The organism is Glaciecola petra (assembly GCF_031846345.1).
Classification (GTDB): Bacteria; Pseudomonadota; Gammaproteobacteria; order Enterobacterales; family Alteromonadaceae; genus Glaciecola; species Glaciecola petra.
The window spans coordinates 565570-583150 of record NZ_JAVRHX010000002.1 but is presented as its reverse complement, the minus strand read 5'-3'; the positions used below and the strand labels follow the sequence as shown (position 1 = coordinate 583150).

General features: G+C 41.1%; 12 protein-coding genes. 6 read left to right on the top strand and 6 right to left on the bottom strand.

Translation table 11 applies throughout. The annotated features are described in order from the left end of the window. Window positions 1–151 precede the first annotated feature (151 nt). Entirely contained in the window at window positions 152–1471 is a 1320-nt protein-coding gene (locus RM552_RS10370; RefSeq protein WP_311368760.1) for an MFS transporter, read from the top strand. Window positions 1472–1504: 33 nt separating this feature from the next. Here the strand turns inward: RM552_RS10370 and RM552_RS10365 are convergent, their stop codons facing one another. Continuing rightward, entirely contained in the window at window positions 1505–3601 is a 2097-nt protein-coding gene (locus RM552_RS10365) for a hypothetical protein (RefSeq protein WP_311368759.1), read from the bottom strand. A gap of 207 nt (window positions 3602–3808) precedes the next feature. Between RM552_RS10365 and RM552_RS10360 the strand changes: the two genes are divergently transcribed. Continuing rightward, a complete protein-coding gene (locus RM552_RS10360) occupies window positions 3809–5380 on the top strand; it encodes a methyl-accepting chemotaxis protein (RefSeq protein WP_311368758.1) in 1572 nt (523 codons plus the stop codon). Here RM552_RS10360 and RM552_RS10355 read toward each other — a convergent pair. From RM552_RS10355 to manD, 4 genes are all read right to left on the bottom strand, one after another. After that, window positions 5377–6213, bottom strand: coding sequence for a hypothetical protein (locus RM552_RS10355; protein WP_311368757.1), 837 nt, complete (start codon window positions 6211–6213; stop codon window positions 5377–5379). The genes RM552_RS10360 and RM552_RS10355 overlap by 4 nt on opposite strands. A 67-nt stretch (window positions 6214–6280) precedes the next feature. Beyond that, window positions 6281–8026, bottom strand: a complete 1746-nt coding sequence (locus RM552_RS10350) for a sodium:solute symporter family transporter (RefSeq protein WP_311368756.1) — start codon at window positions 8024–8026, stop codon at window positions 6281–6283. An 11-nt stretch (window positions 8027–8037) separates the two neighbouring features. Next, complete coding sequence (locus RM552_RS10345) at window positions 8038–9177, bottom strand: Gfo/Idh/MocA family protein (protein ID WP_311368755.1); 1140 nt, start codon at window positions 9175–9177, stop codon at window positions 8038–8040. 44 nt (window positions 9178–9221) lie between these two features. After that, window positions 9222–10439: a D-mannonate dehydratase ManD gene (manD, locus tag RM552_RS10340; protein ID WP_311368754.1), complete on the bottom strand. Its 1218-nt coding sequence runs from the start codon at window positions 10437–10439 to the stop codon at window positions 9222–9224. A gap of 130 nt (window positions 10440–10569) precedes the next feature. On the opposite strand from manD, the gene RM552_RS10335 reads away from it, so the two are divergent. The 4 genes from RM552_RS10335 to RM552_RS10320 all read left to right on the top strand — a co-directional run bounded on the left by RM552_RS10335 (window position 10570) and on the right by RM552_RS10320 (window position 14573). After that, complete coding sequence (locus tag RM552_RS10335) at window positions 10570–11586, top strand: LacI family DNA-binding transcriptional regulator (protein ID WP_311368753.1); 1017 nt, start codon at window positions 10570–10572, stop codon at window positions 11584–11586. 236 nt (window positions 11587–11822) lie between these two features. Then, the gene (locus RM552_RS10330) at window positions 11823–13100 is read left to right on the top strand and encodes an APC family permease (RefSeq protein WP_311368752.1); all 1278 of its coding nucleotides are present in this window, start codon (window positions 11823–11825) and stop codon (window positions 13098–13100) included. Between the two features lie 14 nt (window positions 13101–13114). Continuing rightward, window positions 13115–13816 (top strand): aspartate/glutamate racemase family protein, encoded by a 702-nt coding sequence (locus tag RM552_RS10325; protein WP_311368751.1) that lies wholly within the window; start codon window positions 13115–13117, stop codon window positions 13814–13816. 1 nt (window position 13817) lies between these two features. Continuing rightward, window positions 13818–14573 carry a BPSS1187 family protein gene (locus RM552_RS10320; RefSeq protein WP_311368750.1) on the top strand — a complete coding sequence of 252 codons (756 nt, stop codon included), beginning with the start codon at window positions 13818–13820 and terminating at the stop codon, window positions 14571–14573. Window positions 14574–14848: 275 nt separating this feature from the next. Here RM552_RS10320 and RM552_RS10315 read toward each other — a convergent pair whose 3' ends face one another. Beyond that, window positions 14849–17452, bottom strand: coding sequence for an alpha/beta hydrolase-fold protein (locus RM552_RS10315; protein WP_311368749.1), 2604 nt, complete (start codon window positions 17450–17452; stop codon window positions 14849–14851). Between the last annotated feature and the right edge of the window lie 129 nt (window positions 17453–17581).

The following is a 17581-nucleotide window of genomic DNA, read 5'->3' as shown; positions in this document are numbered from 1 at the left end:
TTTTAGCTTACTGTAACTTAAGTTAATCAAATCACCACAGATGAATACTATGTGTAATTCAGTCAAGGTCTCAGTTAAAAGTCGTCTTTTTAGTTTCTCCCTTATTGCTTTCATCTCTTTACATTTTGTCTTTGATTAAGGACATCATAGAATGAAGAAAGTAGCCGCCCATTGGCTCGAGCGTTCTAGCCTACCGGCTTTTGCGGATCATCCCAAGCTACGTTTATTGCTTGGAACCCTGCTCTATCTTGCACAAGGTTTTCCACAGGGGATCTTCTTTTTTGCCTTGCCTGCTTGGCTAATCGCTAACGAACAATCGACCGAAGTGGTCGCGATGGCGGTTGCCGCCGCCAGCCTTCCGTGGAGCTTCAAATTTCTTGCTGGATTATTCATGGACCGTTTTTCATGGCTCCCCATGGGACGCCGCCGACCGTGGTTGGTGGGTTCGCAAACCGGGATTTTTGCAATGTTGATCTTAGTTGCGGTCCTCGATCCTTTGCCCAGTCAAACTACGATGATCATCGCAATCATTCTATCGCTTTCAATTCTTACAGCAGTGCAAGATGTCGCGCTCGACGCGCTGGTGGTTGATCTTACCCCGGATGAAGAAATGGGCCGAATGAACGGCTTCATGTTCGGGGGCAAAGTGTTTGGGATTGCCATAGGAATGGCGCTCACCAGCTATCTTCTTGAGCATTATGGCTTGGCCACTGCGATGATCGGCATGGCGGCCTTCTTTATTATTCCTGCCGGCATTGGAGCGTCAATCCGTGAGCGCCAGGGCGAAAAGCTCTTGCCATGGACGCGAGGACGACGGTCCCCTGATCTTGTCATCGAGGCTGAAAATTGGGTGACCATCTTAGCCACAACCTTGCGTAATTTGCTCAAGCCGCAAAGCCTTGTCGTGGTCGCAGTGCTTCTCACCTATGGTATCCATCAAAGCCTTAGCGACACCAGCAATTCGCTGTTTGCTATTCGTCAATTGGGATGGACGCAATCCGAGTTTGCCAATTTTGCGGCCATCTCCAATGTTGTTGCCGGCATTTTTTGCATTATGTTTGGCGGTTGGGCGGTGGATCGCTTTGGCGCAAAACGTATCTCTTTTTGGTCTGGGCTTGTCGCCGCTCCGGCTATGGGTTGGTATCTTATTGACACCACGCTATGGAATGATGACCAACTATTTATCCTTTGGTATGCCTTCAAAAACATACCCTATTACTTATTTTATTTAGCTAATCTTGTGTTGGCCATGCGAGTGACAGCGCAGGAAGTGGCCGCAACCAGTTTTGCAGTGTTCATGGCCGTCTCCACGATTGGCTTTACCATAGCTTCGGCCATTTTACCATTCCTTGAGGATTTCGGCGGCTATCAAGCCATGTTCGGCGCTAGCGCCGCACTGATATTTGTCGCTGGACTGTTTACCCTACTTTTGAAGGCCCATCCAACGAAGTTATCGGTTGACAGGAGTTAACGTTATTTCGCAAAAGCGAGAATAAATCAGTTTTTATGCAAAATCAGACTGTTTCTGTTGATATACTTCCGGCCAACCAAAAGTTTCCCATGCTTTTATCAGGCCTATTTTATCGCAAAATTGTTCAAAATCAGGATGTTCTCTAATTTTGCTGGCGGGTGCATGATGGCCCCAAAGGTAAGGTAAGGCCGCGAAGTTAGCAGGGTTAATATCTTCTTCTAAGGTTTTAAATACCATTTCAGCATAGCCCATCCACACAGCTGGCATCACAATAGATAAATCATACCTATCTGGAATGGTTGCATACATGTGATCAAGCAGTTGGCAATAGGTTTGGCGAGCATCTTCGCGACCGCTGCAGACCCCGTTAGCAGTAACATGCCAATAATTGTCTAGTTCTTCTTCGGTCATGGGCCTTTCGCCAGAAGGTACATTCATGATGGCGTTCATCATTAGTCGAGTTTGCGAATATTGCTTAACCGCTAAATCATGATCGCCTTTTACTGTAGTGGCATAAGCTAAGGTAATTGATGGCATGCCAACCAATGTAGCTTTTTGACCAACGTCAATCGCTTCATCAACTTTGCCAAGATTGAGCAAGGCAGGAACAAGGTGAATTAGATGCCTGCCATCGAGTGGCTCTAAAGCGACCGCTTTTGCGACAAACGGAAAGGCTTTTTCAGTAAGCCCAATATACAACAAAAACGAACCTAGCCTAGATACAACAGCCGCATCATTAGGCGCAACCTCATAGGCTTGGTAGGCAAGTTTAATCGCTTCACATGGATTGTTTTGGTCCCATAAACAAACTCCTTTCATGGTTAAGGCCAGTCCGCATTTAGAATCAATACTTAAAGCTTTTTCAGCACAGTTGGCTAGTCGAGACATGTATGGCGCTTTGTCTAAACAAGGCGTAAACACCATCACATAGGCATTTGCTTCAGCAAGCGCGGCCCAACATTCTGAAAAATTAGCATCTAGTTCTAGGGCTTGTTCAAATAGGCTAATTGCCGACTCTAAAACACCTTCGCCGAATATTCGTTTGGTTAAAGCTCGACCTTGCAAATATAAATCGTAAGCTTTTTGGCTTATCGTCATTTGATTAATTTTTGGAATTATGAGGCTTAGCCCGAGCGCATCCTCTAATTCGTTGGCTAAATTGACAGCAACATTTTCTTGTAAAGAAAAGAGCTTATGAACATCACCTTGATACTGCCCTGACCATTTTTGAAAACCGGTTTTACCATCAATTAACTGAACATCTATCTTAATCGCATCTTTGTTTATCCTAACTGTGCCATCTATCAGATAAGTCACGTTTAAAGTGCTGGCAATTTCTTGGACCGATTTTCCTGAATTTGCGATTAGAAATGACGAGCGACGTCCTATCATTTGTAGCTGTGGAATTTGGCTCAATAGATAAATAATTTCGTCGGTCATGCCTTGACCAATGTAGGCTTGCTCGGCATTGTCAGGCATGAGGCTAAATGGCAATACAGCGATTGGTATTTTGCTGCGCCCAGCAATACGGGCATGCCAAAGCTTCTGCAAGATATGCGCTTTAGCTAAGGTATGCTCATCTTTAGCATTAGTTTTAAGCTGATTAACTGTTGTTTCAATGTTCGCTTCGACTTGCTCTATAGTTTTCGCCACATAAGCATCGAATTGTTGGTTAATGCTAATGTTTTCAATAAAATTGAGGTTTTTATTTTGTTTAGCTAAAGCTAAAGCATTATCCGAGTCACCCTTTGATATCTGATCTAGAAGCGCCTTTAAATCGCTTTCAATCAAGGTATTATTTATACTAATTTCGTCTCTGGAAACGCACAACAAATCGGGGCAAAAAGTTTCGAAAGTTTTACTCAGTTTTAAAATGCATTGGCGTAAGCTTGATTTTGCTTGAGCGGCATAGCGGCCTGGCCAAAGCAATTCCGTTAAGGTTTTTCTATCGAGAGTATGTTGCGGAGAAAGGCACAAAAGGGCAAAAATAGCCTTAGCCTTTTTATCGGCAATATGAACCGTATTTTGAACCTCATCTGTTACATCAAAATGCCCAAAAAGCGTGACGTTTACACCGCTGGAGCCCAACGATTCTTCATCGTTTTTTCGTCGATTAAATTCTGTTTCCACAAAAAATCCAACAAGGTTAATACAACAATAAGATGATTATTATTTTCTTGAAGATTGAGACTAGTGTATTAACCCTGTCATTGCAACAAGGACAAGCTCATTGATAGGTATTGTGCTAGTCAAGCACATAAGCAGTAAAAATTGTTTTATTTAATGAAAAAACTGCCGATTACTTTAAGAATAAAAGAAAAAACTAACAGGTATCGCATGAAAAAACTCATACTTGTGGCTTCTCTATGGTTAATACCTAGTAGCTTATTGTTATTGGCGCAGGACTCCCAATGGTCAATTTGGGGGCTTTTTGCTTGGGGTTCAATCCTAATTTTTGCTCAACTGGCTTTGGCAAATGTTGCGCTACAACACAAAAAAATCAAACATACTGACTCTAATGCAGAAGCTGATAGTCTTTCAATGATAAGAAATATAGAGGAGGCGTCTAGTCGAATTGCAATTGGCAGCGCTAGTGTCTCATTCTTTATCGATAAACTGGCATTGTTTTTTGAACAGCAGTCCGACGCAACAAAACAAATTGCGCAACGAGTAAAGAATTTAGAAACCGCTAATACAGATGTACTCTTTTTAAGCGACAATGTTTTATCTGGAATTACGAATTCACAAAGTTTAGCTGATCAGTCAATAACTGAGTTAAATAATGCGACTGAGCAACAAACTCAGTTAGACATGACAATATCAAATACGAAAGAGCAGTTAGAAGATCTTAAGAAAAATGCTAGCGCGATCGGCACTATTGTTGAAACCATTAACCAACTAGCTGAACAAACTAACATGTTAGCCTTAAACGCCGCTATTGAAGCCGCCAGAGCAGGTGAACAAGGACGTGGTTTTGCCGTTGTGGCTGACGAAGTTAGAAATTTAGCAAAGCGAACAACAGATGCAACTCAAGGTATTGAAGACGTATTAAATCAAATAACAATAAAAAGTGCAGCTTCTGTAAACGCAATTGAAAAAGTCTCTGAAGCTGGCAGTATCATGAGTGGGCTAGTTAACAATACTAGCTTGCGCTTAAACGAGTCTATTGAGTCTGTGAATTTAGCTAAAGAGAATATGGCTAAACTGAACCATAAAATAGATATGATTAAAGAAGATAATACAGGGATTTCATCAATCGCTGATAATTTATATCATGAGATTGATGGACATACTCAACAGCTTAAAGATGTTGCGGTTAAAGCATTTAAAGTAAGTGAACACAGTGAAACAATATTCACAAGCATGGGGTCTCAGCCAACTAACAGTCAACACCAACAAGTGCTTGCACTAGCTCAGCAAGCTGCCAGAGAGATTGGAGATTGTTTACAAGAAGCTATTGAATCAGGAACATTAAGCCAAAGTGCGGTTTTTGATAAAAATTATGTCGAAATTAACAACACCAACCCGCCTAAGTATCATACTCAATACGATACCTTTTCTGATGCTAATTTCCCAACTATTCAAGAACCGGTTTTAAATCAGAATAGTTTTATTATTTACGCTGGAGCGGTTGATACAAATGGGTACTTTCCCACTCATAACAAATGCTTTAGTCACCCGGTTACAGGCGATTATGATATCGACCTGGCTAAGAGTAGAACGAAAAGAATTTTTGATGACCCTACTGGAATAAGATGCGGTAAAAACACTACGCCATTTTTATTGCAAACTTATAAACGTGATACCGGTGAAATTATGCACGATTTATCTGTGCCAATTTATGTAAATGGAGCGCATTGGGGTGGATTTAGAGTAGGCTACGCAGCCGAAGATATGTCCGAAACCTAATTGATTAGGCCCATAACTTTTTTTTCAATATCCCCATAATCGGTAGATTCTGCAAAGCCCAAAGAAAATGTCTGGGGGGTATTGAGAAATTTGTTTTTCTCACTACGACCAAAACCCAAAACTGTCATGTACGGCCTGCTCACGTAATTGTCTGGGTGTTGGTCATTTTCGTGATGCAAAATGTAAATCATACGTGTTGCGTTTGCATCTCCAAATGCAAACCACTCTGGCGCCGGTAAGTCGCCTAAAAAGGATTCATTTATAGGGTGAGCTTTATCATCAATAGATGCATACCAAAAATCAGTATCATCCATGCCCCCACCCGGTACTCCCTCATACTGTACCCAATAATGATAACCGTCACTCACTTGCGTCATGGTAAAGTCCAAGCGATCCGGATAAAAATCATACTGACTTTGCCACTTTCCATTACCTGAGGTCACCATTATTTGCACATGCTGATCAGTTTCAATGGTCACAACAGATGTTGACTTATCGGTGCCAGCATTCATGGCGTGAAAGTAATTACCGTCTTGTTTGTGCACAGCATTAGGAAAGCCTCGATACTCACCTTTCCATCCCGACCCAACTGTGTCATTGAAGCCAAGCCAGTCAACACCATCAGCATCGAGCATACTAGATAAGCCACCGCCTTCTTTTTCAAGATAAAAAGTAGCATTGGATATACTCACTATATAAGAGTCAAGGCCACCTGCTGATTCGTCTATCCCATGACTTAACTCTACTTTATTCGAATCAGGCGTATTACTGCATGCTATACTCAACAGCACAAAGCCTATTATTAAAAATTGTCCGCTTTTTCTTAACAACATATCACCCACCCGATCATCAAATTAGACGCAATAAAGTATTACATTCAAATTTCTAGTTATAAAAACTTTACTTAAGTTTTGCGCTTTTTTTCAGCAAAATGCCCATTGTTAGTATCGCCAACGCACAACAAACAAACACTATTCTCCCCCACATTGGGTTGGGAATAAGCGTCATCATAAAAATACCAGCTCCCATGAAAATGACCATAGACCCTAACTTATGACGTTGCTGCCTGTCGTACTCGTCTTGTTCAAAGTCAGCGACAACGGGGGTAATCAAATCATTAAAGAAGTCTTTGGTCTCTTTTATGTTGTCGTCTCGGTCTTCTCTGTAAAAATAGCTTGTTAAACAAAAAAAGCCGGCTGTAATCAACAAGTGCGAAGCGATTGTTATCATCAACGTTAAATCTATCGATTCACGGCGAGTAAATACTTGTTCCATACCGAACCAGCCTGCTAATACGTCGGGGGTTAATACATTTGCTGTGCACCACGATACCACAAGCCCAATGGCTACCGTGACCCAAGGGGCCCACTGTGGTGTTTTTCTAATGAATAAGCCTAAAATTAAAGGGATGAGCAGCGGGACTTGGATCATCACCGACATATTCATCATTAGCTCGAATAAACTCAACTCTTTTAATGATTTGAAAAACAAAGCAACTAATATAACGAACATCCCACTCACAAAACTAATAACACGACTCACTTTAAGTAAGTGCTTATCGTCTACGCTTTTGTTCTTTTTTAGTAATAAAGGTTGATAAATACTTCGAACAAATATCCCTGCATTTTTATTGAGAGCTGAATCCATAGAAGACATGGTTGCAGCGAACAATCCTGCTAGCAACAAGCCTACTGTGCCCACCGGCATAGCGTTTCGAGTAAATACCAAATATACGGCGTCGGCCGCCTTGTTACCAAGTTCAGGATACGCGGCCGCAGCATCCGGATATAAAATGGCCGCAGCCCAAGGCGGAATGAACCAAATAATACTACCAAAGCCCATTAGTATCATCGCCAAAAAAGCCGCTTTTCGGGCGTTGATAGAGTCTTTTGCATTTAAAAATCGGAAGGCGTCATGCATATTCATTATCGTGATCATTTGCTTTGCTAAAAAGAAAACAAATGTCCCGACTAATATCAGGCCATAATTCATATCTGGACCAACAATAAAATCCGAAGGGAAGTTACTGACCAAGTTAACAGGCCCGCCTACCATGACCAAAGCAACGACTGCACAGGCTATGGAAATAACGGCCACTACCAATGTTTGTACAAAGTCTGATGCCACCACTCCCCACGCACCCGACAGTACTGATACAAATACTACCGTTAGCCCAATTACTATTATTGTTAAAGTGATGTCAGCTTCAAATACCGCACTAGCGAATACCCCTAAGGCATTAAGCCATACGCCTGCATTGATGAAGCTAAATACAATTAACGCCCAAGAAAAAAAGGTTTCATTCTGTTTACCAAAACGGCGTTTAATACCTTCGGTTGGCGTATCAACCCGCATTTGTCGAAAGCGGGCTGAAAAATATAACCAACCACAAAAATAAGCGAATGTATTCGCAAAAAAGACAAGGGTAATGGCAAAACCATCAGTAAAGGCTTTGCCGGCTGCTCCAGTAAACGTCCATGCTGAGAATTGCGCCATGAATGCCGTCGACCCCACCATCCACCATAACATGCGACCACCGCCACGAAAGTAGTCACTAGTGGAGTTTTTTGCCATATTCTTAAAGGCAAACCCTATTCCTATAATTAGCAAGAAATAGCCAGCAATGACTAAATATTCATACAACATGGCGTTACCTTTTACTGTAGATGACTAACGTCAACCCAGCTGTCATTTTCTCTAATAATATCAATTAATTGTTGATACTGAGCGCCTTCTTTGAAGCTTTGGTAAGGAGCTACTTCTTCACCCTTAATATCACTGAGGAAAACCTTGATTAGATTACGCCAGTTTCTTTCTGTATCGCCTTCAACATTTGGAATGCTTTCGGCAATATCCTTAGGTAAAGCTTGTTCAACCCATTCGTTATTCTCGTTATACAGGTATAGCGGGCCACTGGCATAGTGCCCTTTAACATAGATGGCCCCCTTGCTACCGTAAATCACAATATGGTCTTCATTAAATCGTGGATGCAAGCCACCATGTTTAAACATAACAGATACCGGTTTTGGCGTTAATGGGCTTTCTATTTTTGCTAGAACGGTATACGACCATTCCACGTTTGACTCACCCCATTTTAATGAAGGTTCATCGATGTCTTCAGGGATAAAATCACGTCGTGTTTTGAAGTTATGAACACCCTCAACAATGGGGGCTCGTCCTAAATCATCCCTCACATCACCCATAATCGATAAGATTTTTTCACCTAAGATTGAAGTAACGATTGATAATTTATGGGTGAAATTATTATTTAAACGCCCACCACCATCTTCTTTTCTGTGCGACCAACCAAAAGGTATATTTCGTTCTAGGTTAAAGTGCGAAATATATTCTACTTCGAGAGGTTCACCAATCGTATTAGCGGCCACTAGCCGTTTGGCGTGTTGGACTTCAGGCATATACCTAAAACTAGACGCAAAGGCAGTTTTCACATTTTTCTCAATTGCGAGTTCATATAGCTTTTTAGAGGTCTCGCCACTATGAGTAAGGGGTTTGTCGCTAAATACATGACACCCAAATTCAATCGCTTGACGAATGGGCTCTTCATGAACGCCCCCGGGTGTGCCTATTGATACCACGTCTGGCTTACAGTCAATGAGCGCTTGCTTCCAGTCAGTCCCTGCATAGGGAATATCGAGTTCTTTTGCGACTTGTTGAACGACGCTTTCGGTACGGCCCACAATACCCACCACTTCAGCACCCATATCTCTAAACGCTGCTGTATGACCTTGACCAGCAAACCCAGTGCCTTGTACTAATACCCGTATATTCTTACTCATGCGATTTTTCCTGAACCTTCAAATCTAAAATTAGTCATGCCTGCCTACCAATGCCAAACAGTGCCGTCTTCCAAACGGCTCACTGGCAAATAAGAGCGTTTATAAGGATATTCCTTGGCAGCTTCTTCATCAAATTCGATACCTAAGCCAGGTGCATCTGATAAAAACACCATGCCATTTTCAAGTGTAAGGGTATGTTGAAAAATGCGCGCAGAATGCTCATTACCAAAACCCACAAATTCTTGAATACCAAAATTTGGTGCCCAAATATTTAAATGCATATGCGCCGCAAAGCAAACAGGCGATAAATCAGGCGCGCCATGCGGAGCGGTCTTAACATTGTGGATACTGGCGAAATCAGCTATACGACGCAAGGCCGTAATACCTCCGGCATGGGTAGCAGCAACTCTAATATAATCGATGAGTTGATTTTGAATAAGTTCTTTACAGTCCCAAATAGTGTTATATGTCTCACCAATAGCAAGCGGCGTAGTAGTGTGCTGACGTATGACTTTATAACTATCTTGGTTTTCAGCAATAGATGCATCTTCTAAAAATAATAAGTTGTAGGGCTCTAGCAGTTTGCCTAATCGAGCTGACTCAATTGGCATTAAACGGCTATGCACATCGTGCAATAAATGAATATTGTTACCAAACCGCGCTCTCGCCTGTGCAAAAAGATCAACGACCATATTAAAGTACTTTTGGGTAGACCATTCTTCTTCTGGTGGGAGTGGTCGGTTACCTTGAAGCTCAAAATAATCGGCCTTATCCCCTAAAACGCCGTACGTCACATTTAAACCTGGCACAGCGCACTGCAAGCGAATAGCCTTAAAGCCCTGGTCAATAAGCTCTTCAGTTTTATCTAAGGTATTTTCAATAGTGTCACCATTGGCATGGGCGTATAAACCTACCGCTCTTCTACTTTTGCCCCCTAATAATTGGTAAACAGGCATGTTTGCCGCTTTACCTTTTATGTCCCACAATGCCATATCAATGGCAGCAATAGCAGCCATGTTCACAGCACCCTTGCGCCAATAAACACCGCGATAAAGATATTGCCAAATATCTTCAATATCATGCGCATTACGGCCAATCAAGCAAGGAATAAGATGTTCTTCAAGGTAAGTGGCAACTGCTATCTCGCGGCCATTGAGAGTTGCATCACCTAAACCATATATGTCGCTGTCGGTTATCACTTTTACTGTGACAAAGTTTCTGCCGGGGCTGCAAACGAAGACTTTGATTTCTTTAATTTTCAAAAGATGAGTACTCTATCAGTGTTTTTTGATATTTATTACTAAAATACTAAACCGGTTTAGTTGATTAAATTAGCATAATCTTGCAGTATGTCAATATTACAAAACTGACACTATCTACACATATCTAACGATGGCAAAAGTAAAATTAGTGGATGTTGCCCAGCGCGCATCGGTATCTAAAAGTACCGCCTCACAATACATTAATGGCCGTTTTGACTATATGTCAAAACAGACTCAAGAGCGCATTAGACTGGCAATTAAAGACTTAGATTATGTACCAAACCCTATCGCAAGAAACTTAAAATCAGATAAGACTAAGACCATAGGCGTTATCGTTAGAGACATAACAGGCTTTGATACAAGTTATACTATTCGTGGAGTAGATGATTACTGCAAGGCCTTTGGCTATAACGCATTAATTTACAACACCGATTTTGACCCCGAAACTGAAGCAAAGTCTTTAGAAGCGCTGTATCAAATGAGGGTGGATGGCATTATTATCGCTTCTTCAGGCGAAAATAATACACTTATCCGTGATTATATTGATAAAGGCATGCCCATTGTTCATGTTCAGTTAGAACATGATGGCAGTGAAAAAAACCTGATTTTGTCTGATTATCGTAAAGCTGCTTTTGAAGCGACTGAGTATTTAATTAAATTGGGGCATAAAAGAATATGCTTTGTTACCCAAGCCTTTAAAAACGTAAAATCAAGAAACGAACGCTACCTTGGGTATGTGTCAGCCCTCGAAAAACATAATATTCCATTAGATAAAGATCTCATACAATATTGGCAAAGAGAAACGGGCTTTGAGCATGCGCCAAGAAGCGTTTTGGCCTCGAATTCTTCGCCTACTGCTTTTTTCACTCAGCATTTAGCTATCACTACTGAGCTATTAAGACATTTAAACGAAGAGAGTATATCGATACCGGAAGATGTTTCGATCATTGGTTTTGACGATATCCCCATGGCAGAATTTTTCAAGGTGCCGATTACGGTCGTCAAGCAAGAGCCATACAGCATTGGTAAAGAAGCGACAAAGTTACTGCTCGAAAACATTAATGATAAACATAAGCACGCGCAAAAAATTATGATTGCTTGCTCTATTACCGAAAGGCAATCATGCAAGAAATATCTACTAGGATAATCTTATTGGCTAACGCTAATCTTGCTTTTGACACAAACAACGCCATAGCGCTTGTTACATTGCTAGCACTTGGCAATGGCACAATAGTAGTCAAAACAATCCCGTTCTACCGCTATAAAAAACGCCATGTTCAGGGTTTTTATGATAAATAAAGTCGATGGGATAAGAGTTACTAATTTGTCCATTCATATCATTTTAGTCTATAGTCGAACAAACAGTTTTCACATAGGCATACGATGCAGTTAAAACGAGAGATTGGCTTAATAGGAGCATCTTTACTCGTCATCAATGGTGTAATTGGTGCAGGTATTTTTGCTTTACCCGCAAAAATGGACAATATACTAGGAAATGCAAGCCCAATTGCTTTTTTAGTATTTGGTATTTTGCTTTTATCTGTTGTGTGGAGTTTTTCCCAACTTGCCGCTAAGTTTCAAAATACTGGAGGCCCGGTTGTTTATACCGAGAAAGCCTTTGGTAGCGCAGTATCTTTTCAAACAGGCTGGATTTATTATTTGGCTAGAGCTGCAGCACTTGCCGCCAATGCTCACGTGCTATTTAAATATGCAGGTTTTTTGTTGGCAGATGCTACTGCCTACCTAAACGAATCTTTTATGGTCATTGTGTTGTGCGCTTTATTGACCTTTATTAATCTCATCGGTGTTAAAAGAGCCATACGCTTTTTAGATGGCCTCACTCTGCTTAAGTTGTTGCCAATTGTCATACTTATCGGCTTTGCATTGTCTCAAATAGGAAGCGCAAACTTAAAAATGTCTCCAGTTGCGATAAGTGATGTTGGTGCAGCAGCCTTATTAACGTTATACGCTTTTATTGGTTTCGAAACAGTATTAGTTACATCTGGAGAAACCAAAGAAGCAAAGAAAAATGTACCACTAGCACTAATGAGTACTGTCATAGCAACAGCAATTTTATATGCACTAGTACAATTGAGTTATGTGGCATTTGTGAACGAGTCAAATAGTGACAGTACACCTTTAATTGCACTTGCTGATACATTATTAGGTCCATGGGGAGCGTGGATGATAGCGATGGCTGCGGTATTTTCAATTGCTGCTAATTTGCTTGCTGCCATGATAAGCACATCGAGGTTAACCTTTGCGATGGCAGAGTCGCAGGCGCTCCCAAAATGGTTTTCCCACTTGCATAAAAAATATTCTACGCCTGATCATTCTATTATCACACTTGGCGTAATTGCATGTTTATTGAGCTTGTCTGGCGGCTTTATTTGGCTCGCTATGGTCAGCGTGCTTTCTCGATTAGTCGTTTACTTTTTGTGTACCTTAGCGCTTTTGAAACTGCGCTCTGAACAAGATTGGCCGCTCCCCTCTGCTATTTTTAAAAAGCTGATGTGGTTTGCTTTACCCTATATTTCAATTGTCGTATGCATCGCTGCCGCGTTTCAATCATCTTATAAAGCGTGGCTAATGTTAGCTGCCCAAGTCTTCATTGGCTTCATCTTGTATTGGTTGTTGAGCCATCGAAAATTAGCCAATTAAAATGAGTATATTGCATGAAAAAATTAGGCTTAATAGGCGGGACATCTTGGCATTCTACTATTGAGTATTACCGAGAGATTAATCAGTCGGTAAACAATCACTTTGGAGACAATACTAACCCTCCGTTATTAGTCTATACCTTAAATCAGTCCTTGATCCACCGGCTACAACTTGAGTCAAAATGGGAACAAATCGCGGAACTGCTTACAGAGGCAGCATTAAGCCTTCAAAAAGCCGGCGCACAGCAATTGATGTTTTGTGCCAACACACCTCATAAAGTATACGAATTGGTAGCCAAAGAAGTGTCGACGCCCATTCTACATATTTCTGATGCTACGGCATCAGATATAAAATCTAAAGGCATAAAAAAGGTCTGTTTTATTGGCACTAAATATTCAATGTCACAGGATTTTGTTACAAAAAGGATAGTTCAGCAAAACATAGAAGTATTAGTGCCACAAAGTGCAAAGGTGCTAAACGAGTTACACAGGATCATTCAAGAAGAGCTCACTTACGGTAAGATTGTGTTAGATTCTAAGTCATACGTTTTGAGCATTTTAAACGACTTTATTAACGCGGGTGCAAAAGCTGTTGTTTTAGGGTGTACTGAGTTTCCTTTGATGATTAGTCAAAGTGATATTGATGTTCCAATTTTCAATACGACCACCATTCATGCACAAGCAGGTGTAAATTTTATTTTAGGGAAAGGAAATTAGCATGCTTAAACCAGAGAAAAGGATAAACTTATTCAATGTAGTGTGTATATTATTTTGTATCATTATTGGCTTTTCTCATGCTAAAACGAGTGCAGAAACTATCGAAGTTCAACCATCTACTATTTTAGCAAACAACATTCATCAGATTATGATCAAGCCATCAGCCACAGATGCTTCAATAACAAAAGCTGATGTACCTCATCTCGTTTGGTATCAAGCTGAGTCGCCCGCAGAAAAATTTAGGACACAGCGAGTGTTTGGTACGCAGCTTTTACCACTCATTCCAGATCAACCTCAAGACGCGATTATTAATCGTTTTGAAAAACTACTTAGTTATTTAATTCAGTTTGATAAAAAAGGGCACTGGGATAAGTTTCTAGTAAATGGTCGTATAAACTGGAAAAAAATCATAGTTGCAGGTCAATCTCAAGGTGGCGGAATGGCGGCCTTCATCGCCAAAAAAATTGTTGTAAACAAGATCATTACTTTTTCAGGAGGATGGGATTTTTCGGCTCGCCCTGCAATTGCCAATTGGTATCATAATGAAAGTGTAACACCAGCAAAAGATTGGTTTGGTGTATATCACAGTCAAGAACCTATGGCCGACATAATAAACAATACTTATAACGCGATGGCTATTCCTGAAGAACACATATATAGACTCAAAGAAAAAGTACGGGATGGAAAAAAAGCGCATGGTGAAGGAATTAGAAATACCGTTTATAAAAACCTATGGGTGAGTTTTTTAAGTGATTAAATCAGAATTAAAAAATATAATGTATGCTACCCTGCTTTATACCCCGACCGCTCATAAGGCTTAGTTAAGCAGTTGAAAAAATAATAAAATAAAATTTTTGTTGAGAAAACATCGTGATTCACACTAATCCAAAACAAAGTTTAAAATTATTATGACTCATTGTCTGCATAGCCAACAATATAGGCGTAAATTAGATACACATAGCTAACTCGAAGGACGGCTTGTAGCCCAGCCGGTGTGAATTTCAAACTTGATCACATTAAGTCTCAACGCCATTATTCAATCTTTCCATCAAGGTCATAGTCCTTCACAAAGTTCCAAACCTCTTCGGTCGCATTGATATCCATGTTCCCTCTGAAACCTGCCCAATCATGACCGCCACCCGTTATTTTAAGATGATGGACTTCAACACCTTGATCTCCATTCAAATACTCAAGGCGCTCTACCGTGCTTCCATCTTCTGCATCAACATCGGGGATATTGGACGTGACGGGGGTAATTTCTGTATTGTTATGGTTTGTCCAGAAGTCAAGTAAGCCAGCTATACTTGAGTAATCAACTATGTCATCTTCAGTACCATGTATCTGAAGGATGGGCATAGGCTTTGACGGTGAACAATCATTAATAGCATGTTGATACATAGATCCTGTCACTGAAGCGATAGCGGCAATCCTGTCTGAGAGCTTACATGCCAAATGGAAACTGAAAAAGCCGCCCATGGACATACCTGTGGAGTAAATTCGGTTCGAGTCTATGTTGAAGTCTTTCTCCACCTCATCTAGTAGAGCTTGAATAAAATCCACATCAGCATTGTTGTCGGCGGTCAGTGTCCATCTGTTGGAAAGCCCATTTGGGTGAACGGCTATGAAGTTATTGCTCTCTGCCTGCTCATTGAACTTCGTGTTACCGTAATTTAACTCCATATTACCTGTCAGTCCGTGAAATGACATCAGCAACGGCTGTGAGGTATTTCTCGTATAGTTTTCTGGTACGTAAATGATGTACTCCCGAGTAATCCCATTGACTTCTATCTGCTTCGTGATTTTCCCCTTTTGAATGATGGGGGTTGATGGTTCAAAGTAGTAGGCGTATTTATCTAGAATAGATTTGGCAATCTCTTTCAGATTTATGTCATGTCCAGCGCTATATTCGTATGAATCTAAGTCAATGCCATAAATATGGCGTAACCAGATAAATTCTGCTAAGTCGAGCAATAAGCCATTTCCATGTCCATGACCTTTTTCATCTCGAAAGATAGACGTCTCAGGATTACTACCAATAAGTTCTGTCACACCTGGTAATTGTTCTGCTTCAAACATATTCCTCAATTGGATTGCAGCAAAAGCGTAAGGTAAATTGATTATTTCTGTATTAGGGTACAGTAATCTAAGTGCATCTATATCAACTTGGATTTTACTATCAATACCGTCAATAATCGTATTCTCATAGATGGCTGCGTCACTATAATTGGCGGGGAAATCCAACCAAGGTGTGCCTATTACGATTCTGGTATTTGGATTTGTAGACAAGGCATAATCTATCCAAAGCGTATAACCTTGCATGGTCGGGCTAGCAGTCATACCAAATAATTCAACCTCTCCGGTGTCAAGAATAGCTTGAACTGTATTTCTATGACCTTCGTCCTCCCATAGCGCAATTGGCGTACCTGTTTCACCAGGTGAAGATTCTACGTGCTGACTATGATCGCCGTTACCAAGTTGTGTCATATGTACAGGAATTTGTCTGGCAATAGGGGCGAAAAAACTGTGCCCCATAAACAATGTATTACGGCTTAAGGTATGAGGGATAATAGTTTCTTCGACTTGTGCTGCGAACTCGGCAAAGTAATGCATTGTGTGAGCGTCATTAGTCCAACCACCATTATCTCCACGAAAATCTCCCCACATATCAACATGACGAGTTATTTTGTCGCCGATTCCTAGTTCGTCGTAACGAGCTAGCAATGGATCAACATTCACTGGGTTATGGCCGTCATCATCATCAAAATCAGGGCCATAAACCAAATAAGTGACGGGACTATCGATAGTGATCTCATCCACAGGACTCCATGTGCCCACATCCTGCCATGCTGATTGCGGCAGCGCATTATACATATAAATACCTTTAATCGATGGATGATTACTGTGGGCTAACTGCCAGCTAATAATAGAACCACGAGAACGGCCACCAACAACAATGTGGTCAGGATCCAAATTGTATGTATCTGCATTAGCAATGACCCATTCAAACATCACTTGCGCATCGGCAATACCTATCGCGCCTTCATCAGAGTTACTGATTGTTGGTATAGATTCCCAACTTATTGTCGCATAACCTTCGTTGGCGAGAGCATGTAATTCATTTTCACTCACACCATCGGCTGAACCACCATTGCCATGGGCAAGCAGATATATAGGCATTGGCGTAGATTGGTCATAGGCTAAGTGAATGTTGAGCCACTGGCGATTAGGGTCGTCTGTGCCGTAGGGGATGTGAACATGATCCCACTGGTCAGTATTGGTCAGAGAAGTTATTTCAACTTCAACACTAGATGAAACTTGCCCTCCGGCGCCAGAACAAGAAATCGTATAGCCTTTGGTTCCTATTTGCACTTCTGTAATAATTTCGCTGCCAGAACTTGCTTTATCTCCGCTCCAACTTCCAGACGCAGTGCATGTATCTGCATTAATGGTAGACCAAGCCAAATTGAACTCTGTATTCACTTCAACACTTTCGGAGGATACTGACAATGTAACAGTGGGGGTGGGGGGAGTCGGGGGAGGTGCAGAGTCACTATCACTGCTACTGCCACCACCACATGCTGATAATCCTATGAGAAACAACAAACTACAAATCAACAGAAAACGATTGTTACGCATATTAACCATCCTACTACACTACAGATTGAAACCATGGTAGCTCACGCTAGCAAAAGTCGTTTTAGGGTTAAAGGTTATTTACAAAAGCTTTACTCAATCTATCTATAAGGTTTAATCAGTAGCTTTTTA

Excerpts from the sequence above, each read along its gene's own strand:
- RM552_RS10370 (WP_311368760.1), top strand. The coding sequence starts at position 152 with ATGAAGAAAGTAGCCGCCCATTGGCTCGAGCGTTCTAGCCTACCGGCT.
- RM552_RS10360 (WP_311368758.1), top strand. The coding sequence starts at position 3,809 with ATGAAAAAACTCATACTTGTGGCTTCTCTATGGTTAATACCTAGTAGC.
- RM552_RS10355 (WP_311368757.1), bottom strand. The coding sequence starts at position 6,213 with ATGTTGTTAAGAAAAAGCGGACAATTTTTAATAATAGGCTTTGTGCTG.
- RM552_RS10350 (WP_311368756.1), bottom strand. The coding sequence starts at position 8,026 with ATGTTGTATGAATATTTAGTCATTGCTGGCTATTTCTTGCTAATTATA.
- RM552_RS10345 (WP_311368755.1), bottom strand. The coding sequence starts at position 9,177 with ATGAGTAAGAATATACGGGTATTAGTACAAGGCACTGGGTTTGCTGGT.
- RM552_RS10335 (WP_311368753.1), top strand. The coding sequence starts at position 10,570 with ATGGCAAAAGTAAAATTAGTGGATGTTGCCCAGCGCGCATCGGTATCT.
- RM552_RS10330 (WP_311368752.1), top strand. The coding sequence starts at position 11,823 with ATGCAGTTAAAACGAGAGATTGGCTTAATAGGAGCATCTTTACTCGTC.
- RM552_RS10325 (WP_311368751.1), top strand. The coding sequence starts at position 13,115 with ATGAAAAAATTAGGCTTAATAGGCGGGACATCTTGGCATTCTACTATT.
- RM552_RS10320 (WP_311368750.1), top strand. The coding sequence starts at position 13,818 with ATGCTTAAACCAGAGAAAAGGATAAACTTATTCAATGTAGTGTGTATA.
- RM552_RS10315 (WP_311368749.1), bottom strand. The coding sequence starts at position 17,452 with ATGCGTAACAATCGTTTTCTGTTGATTTGTAGTTTGTTGTTTCTCATA.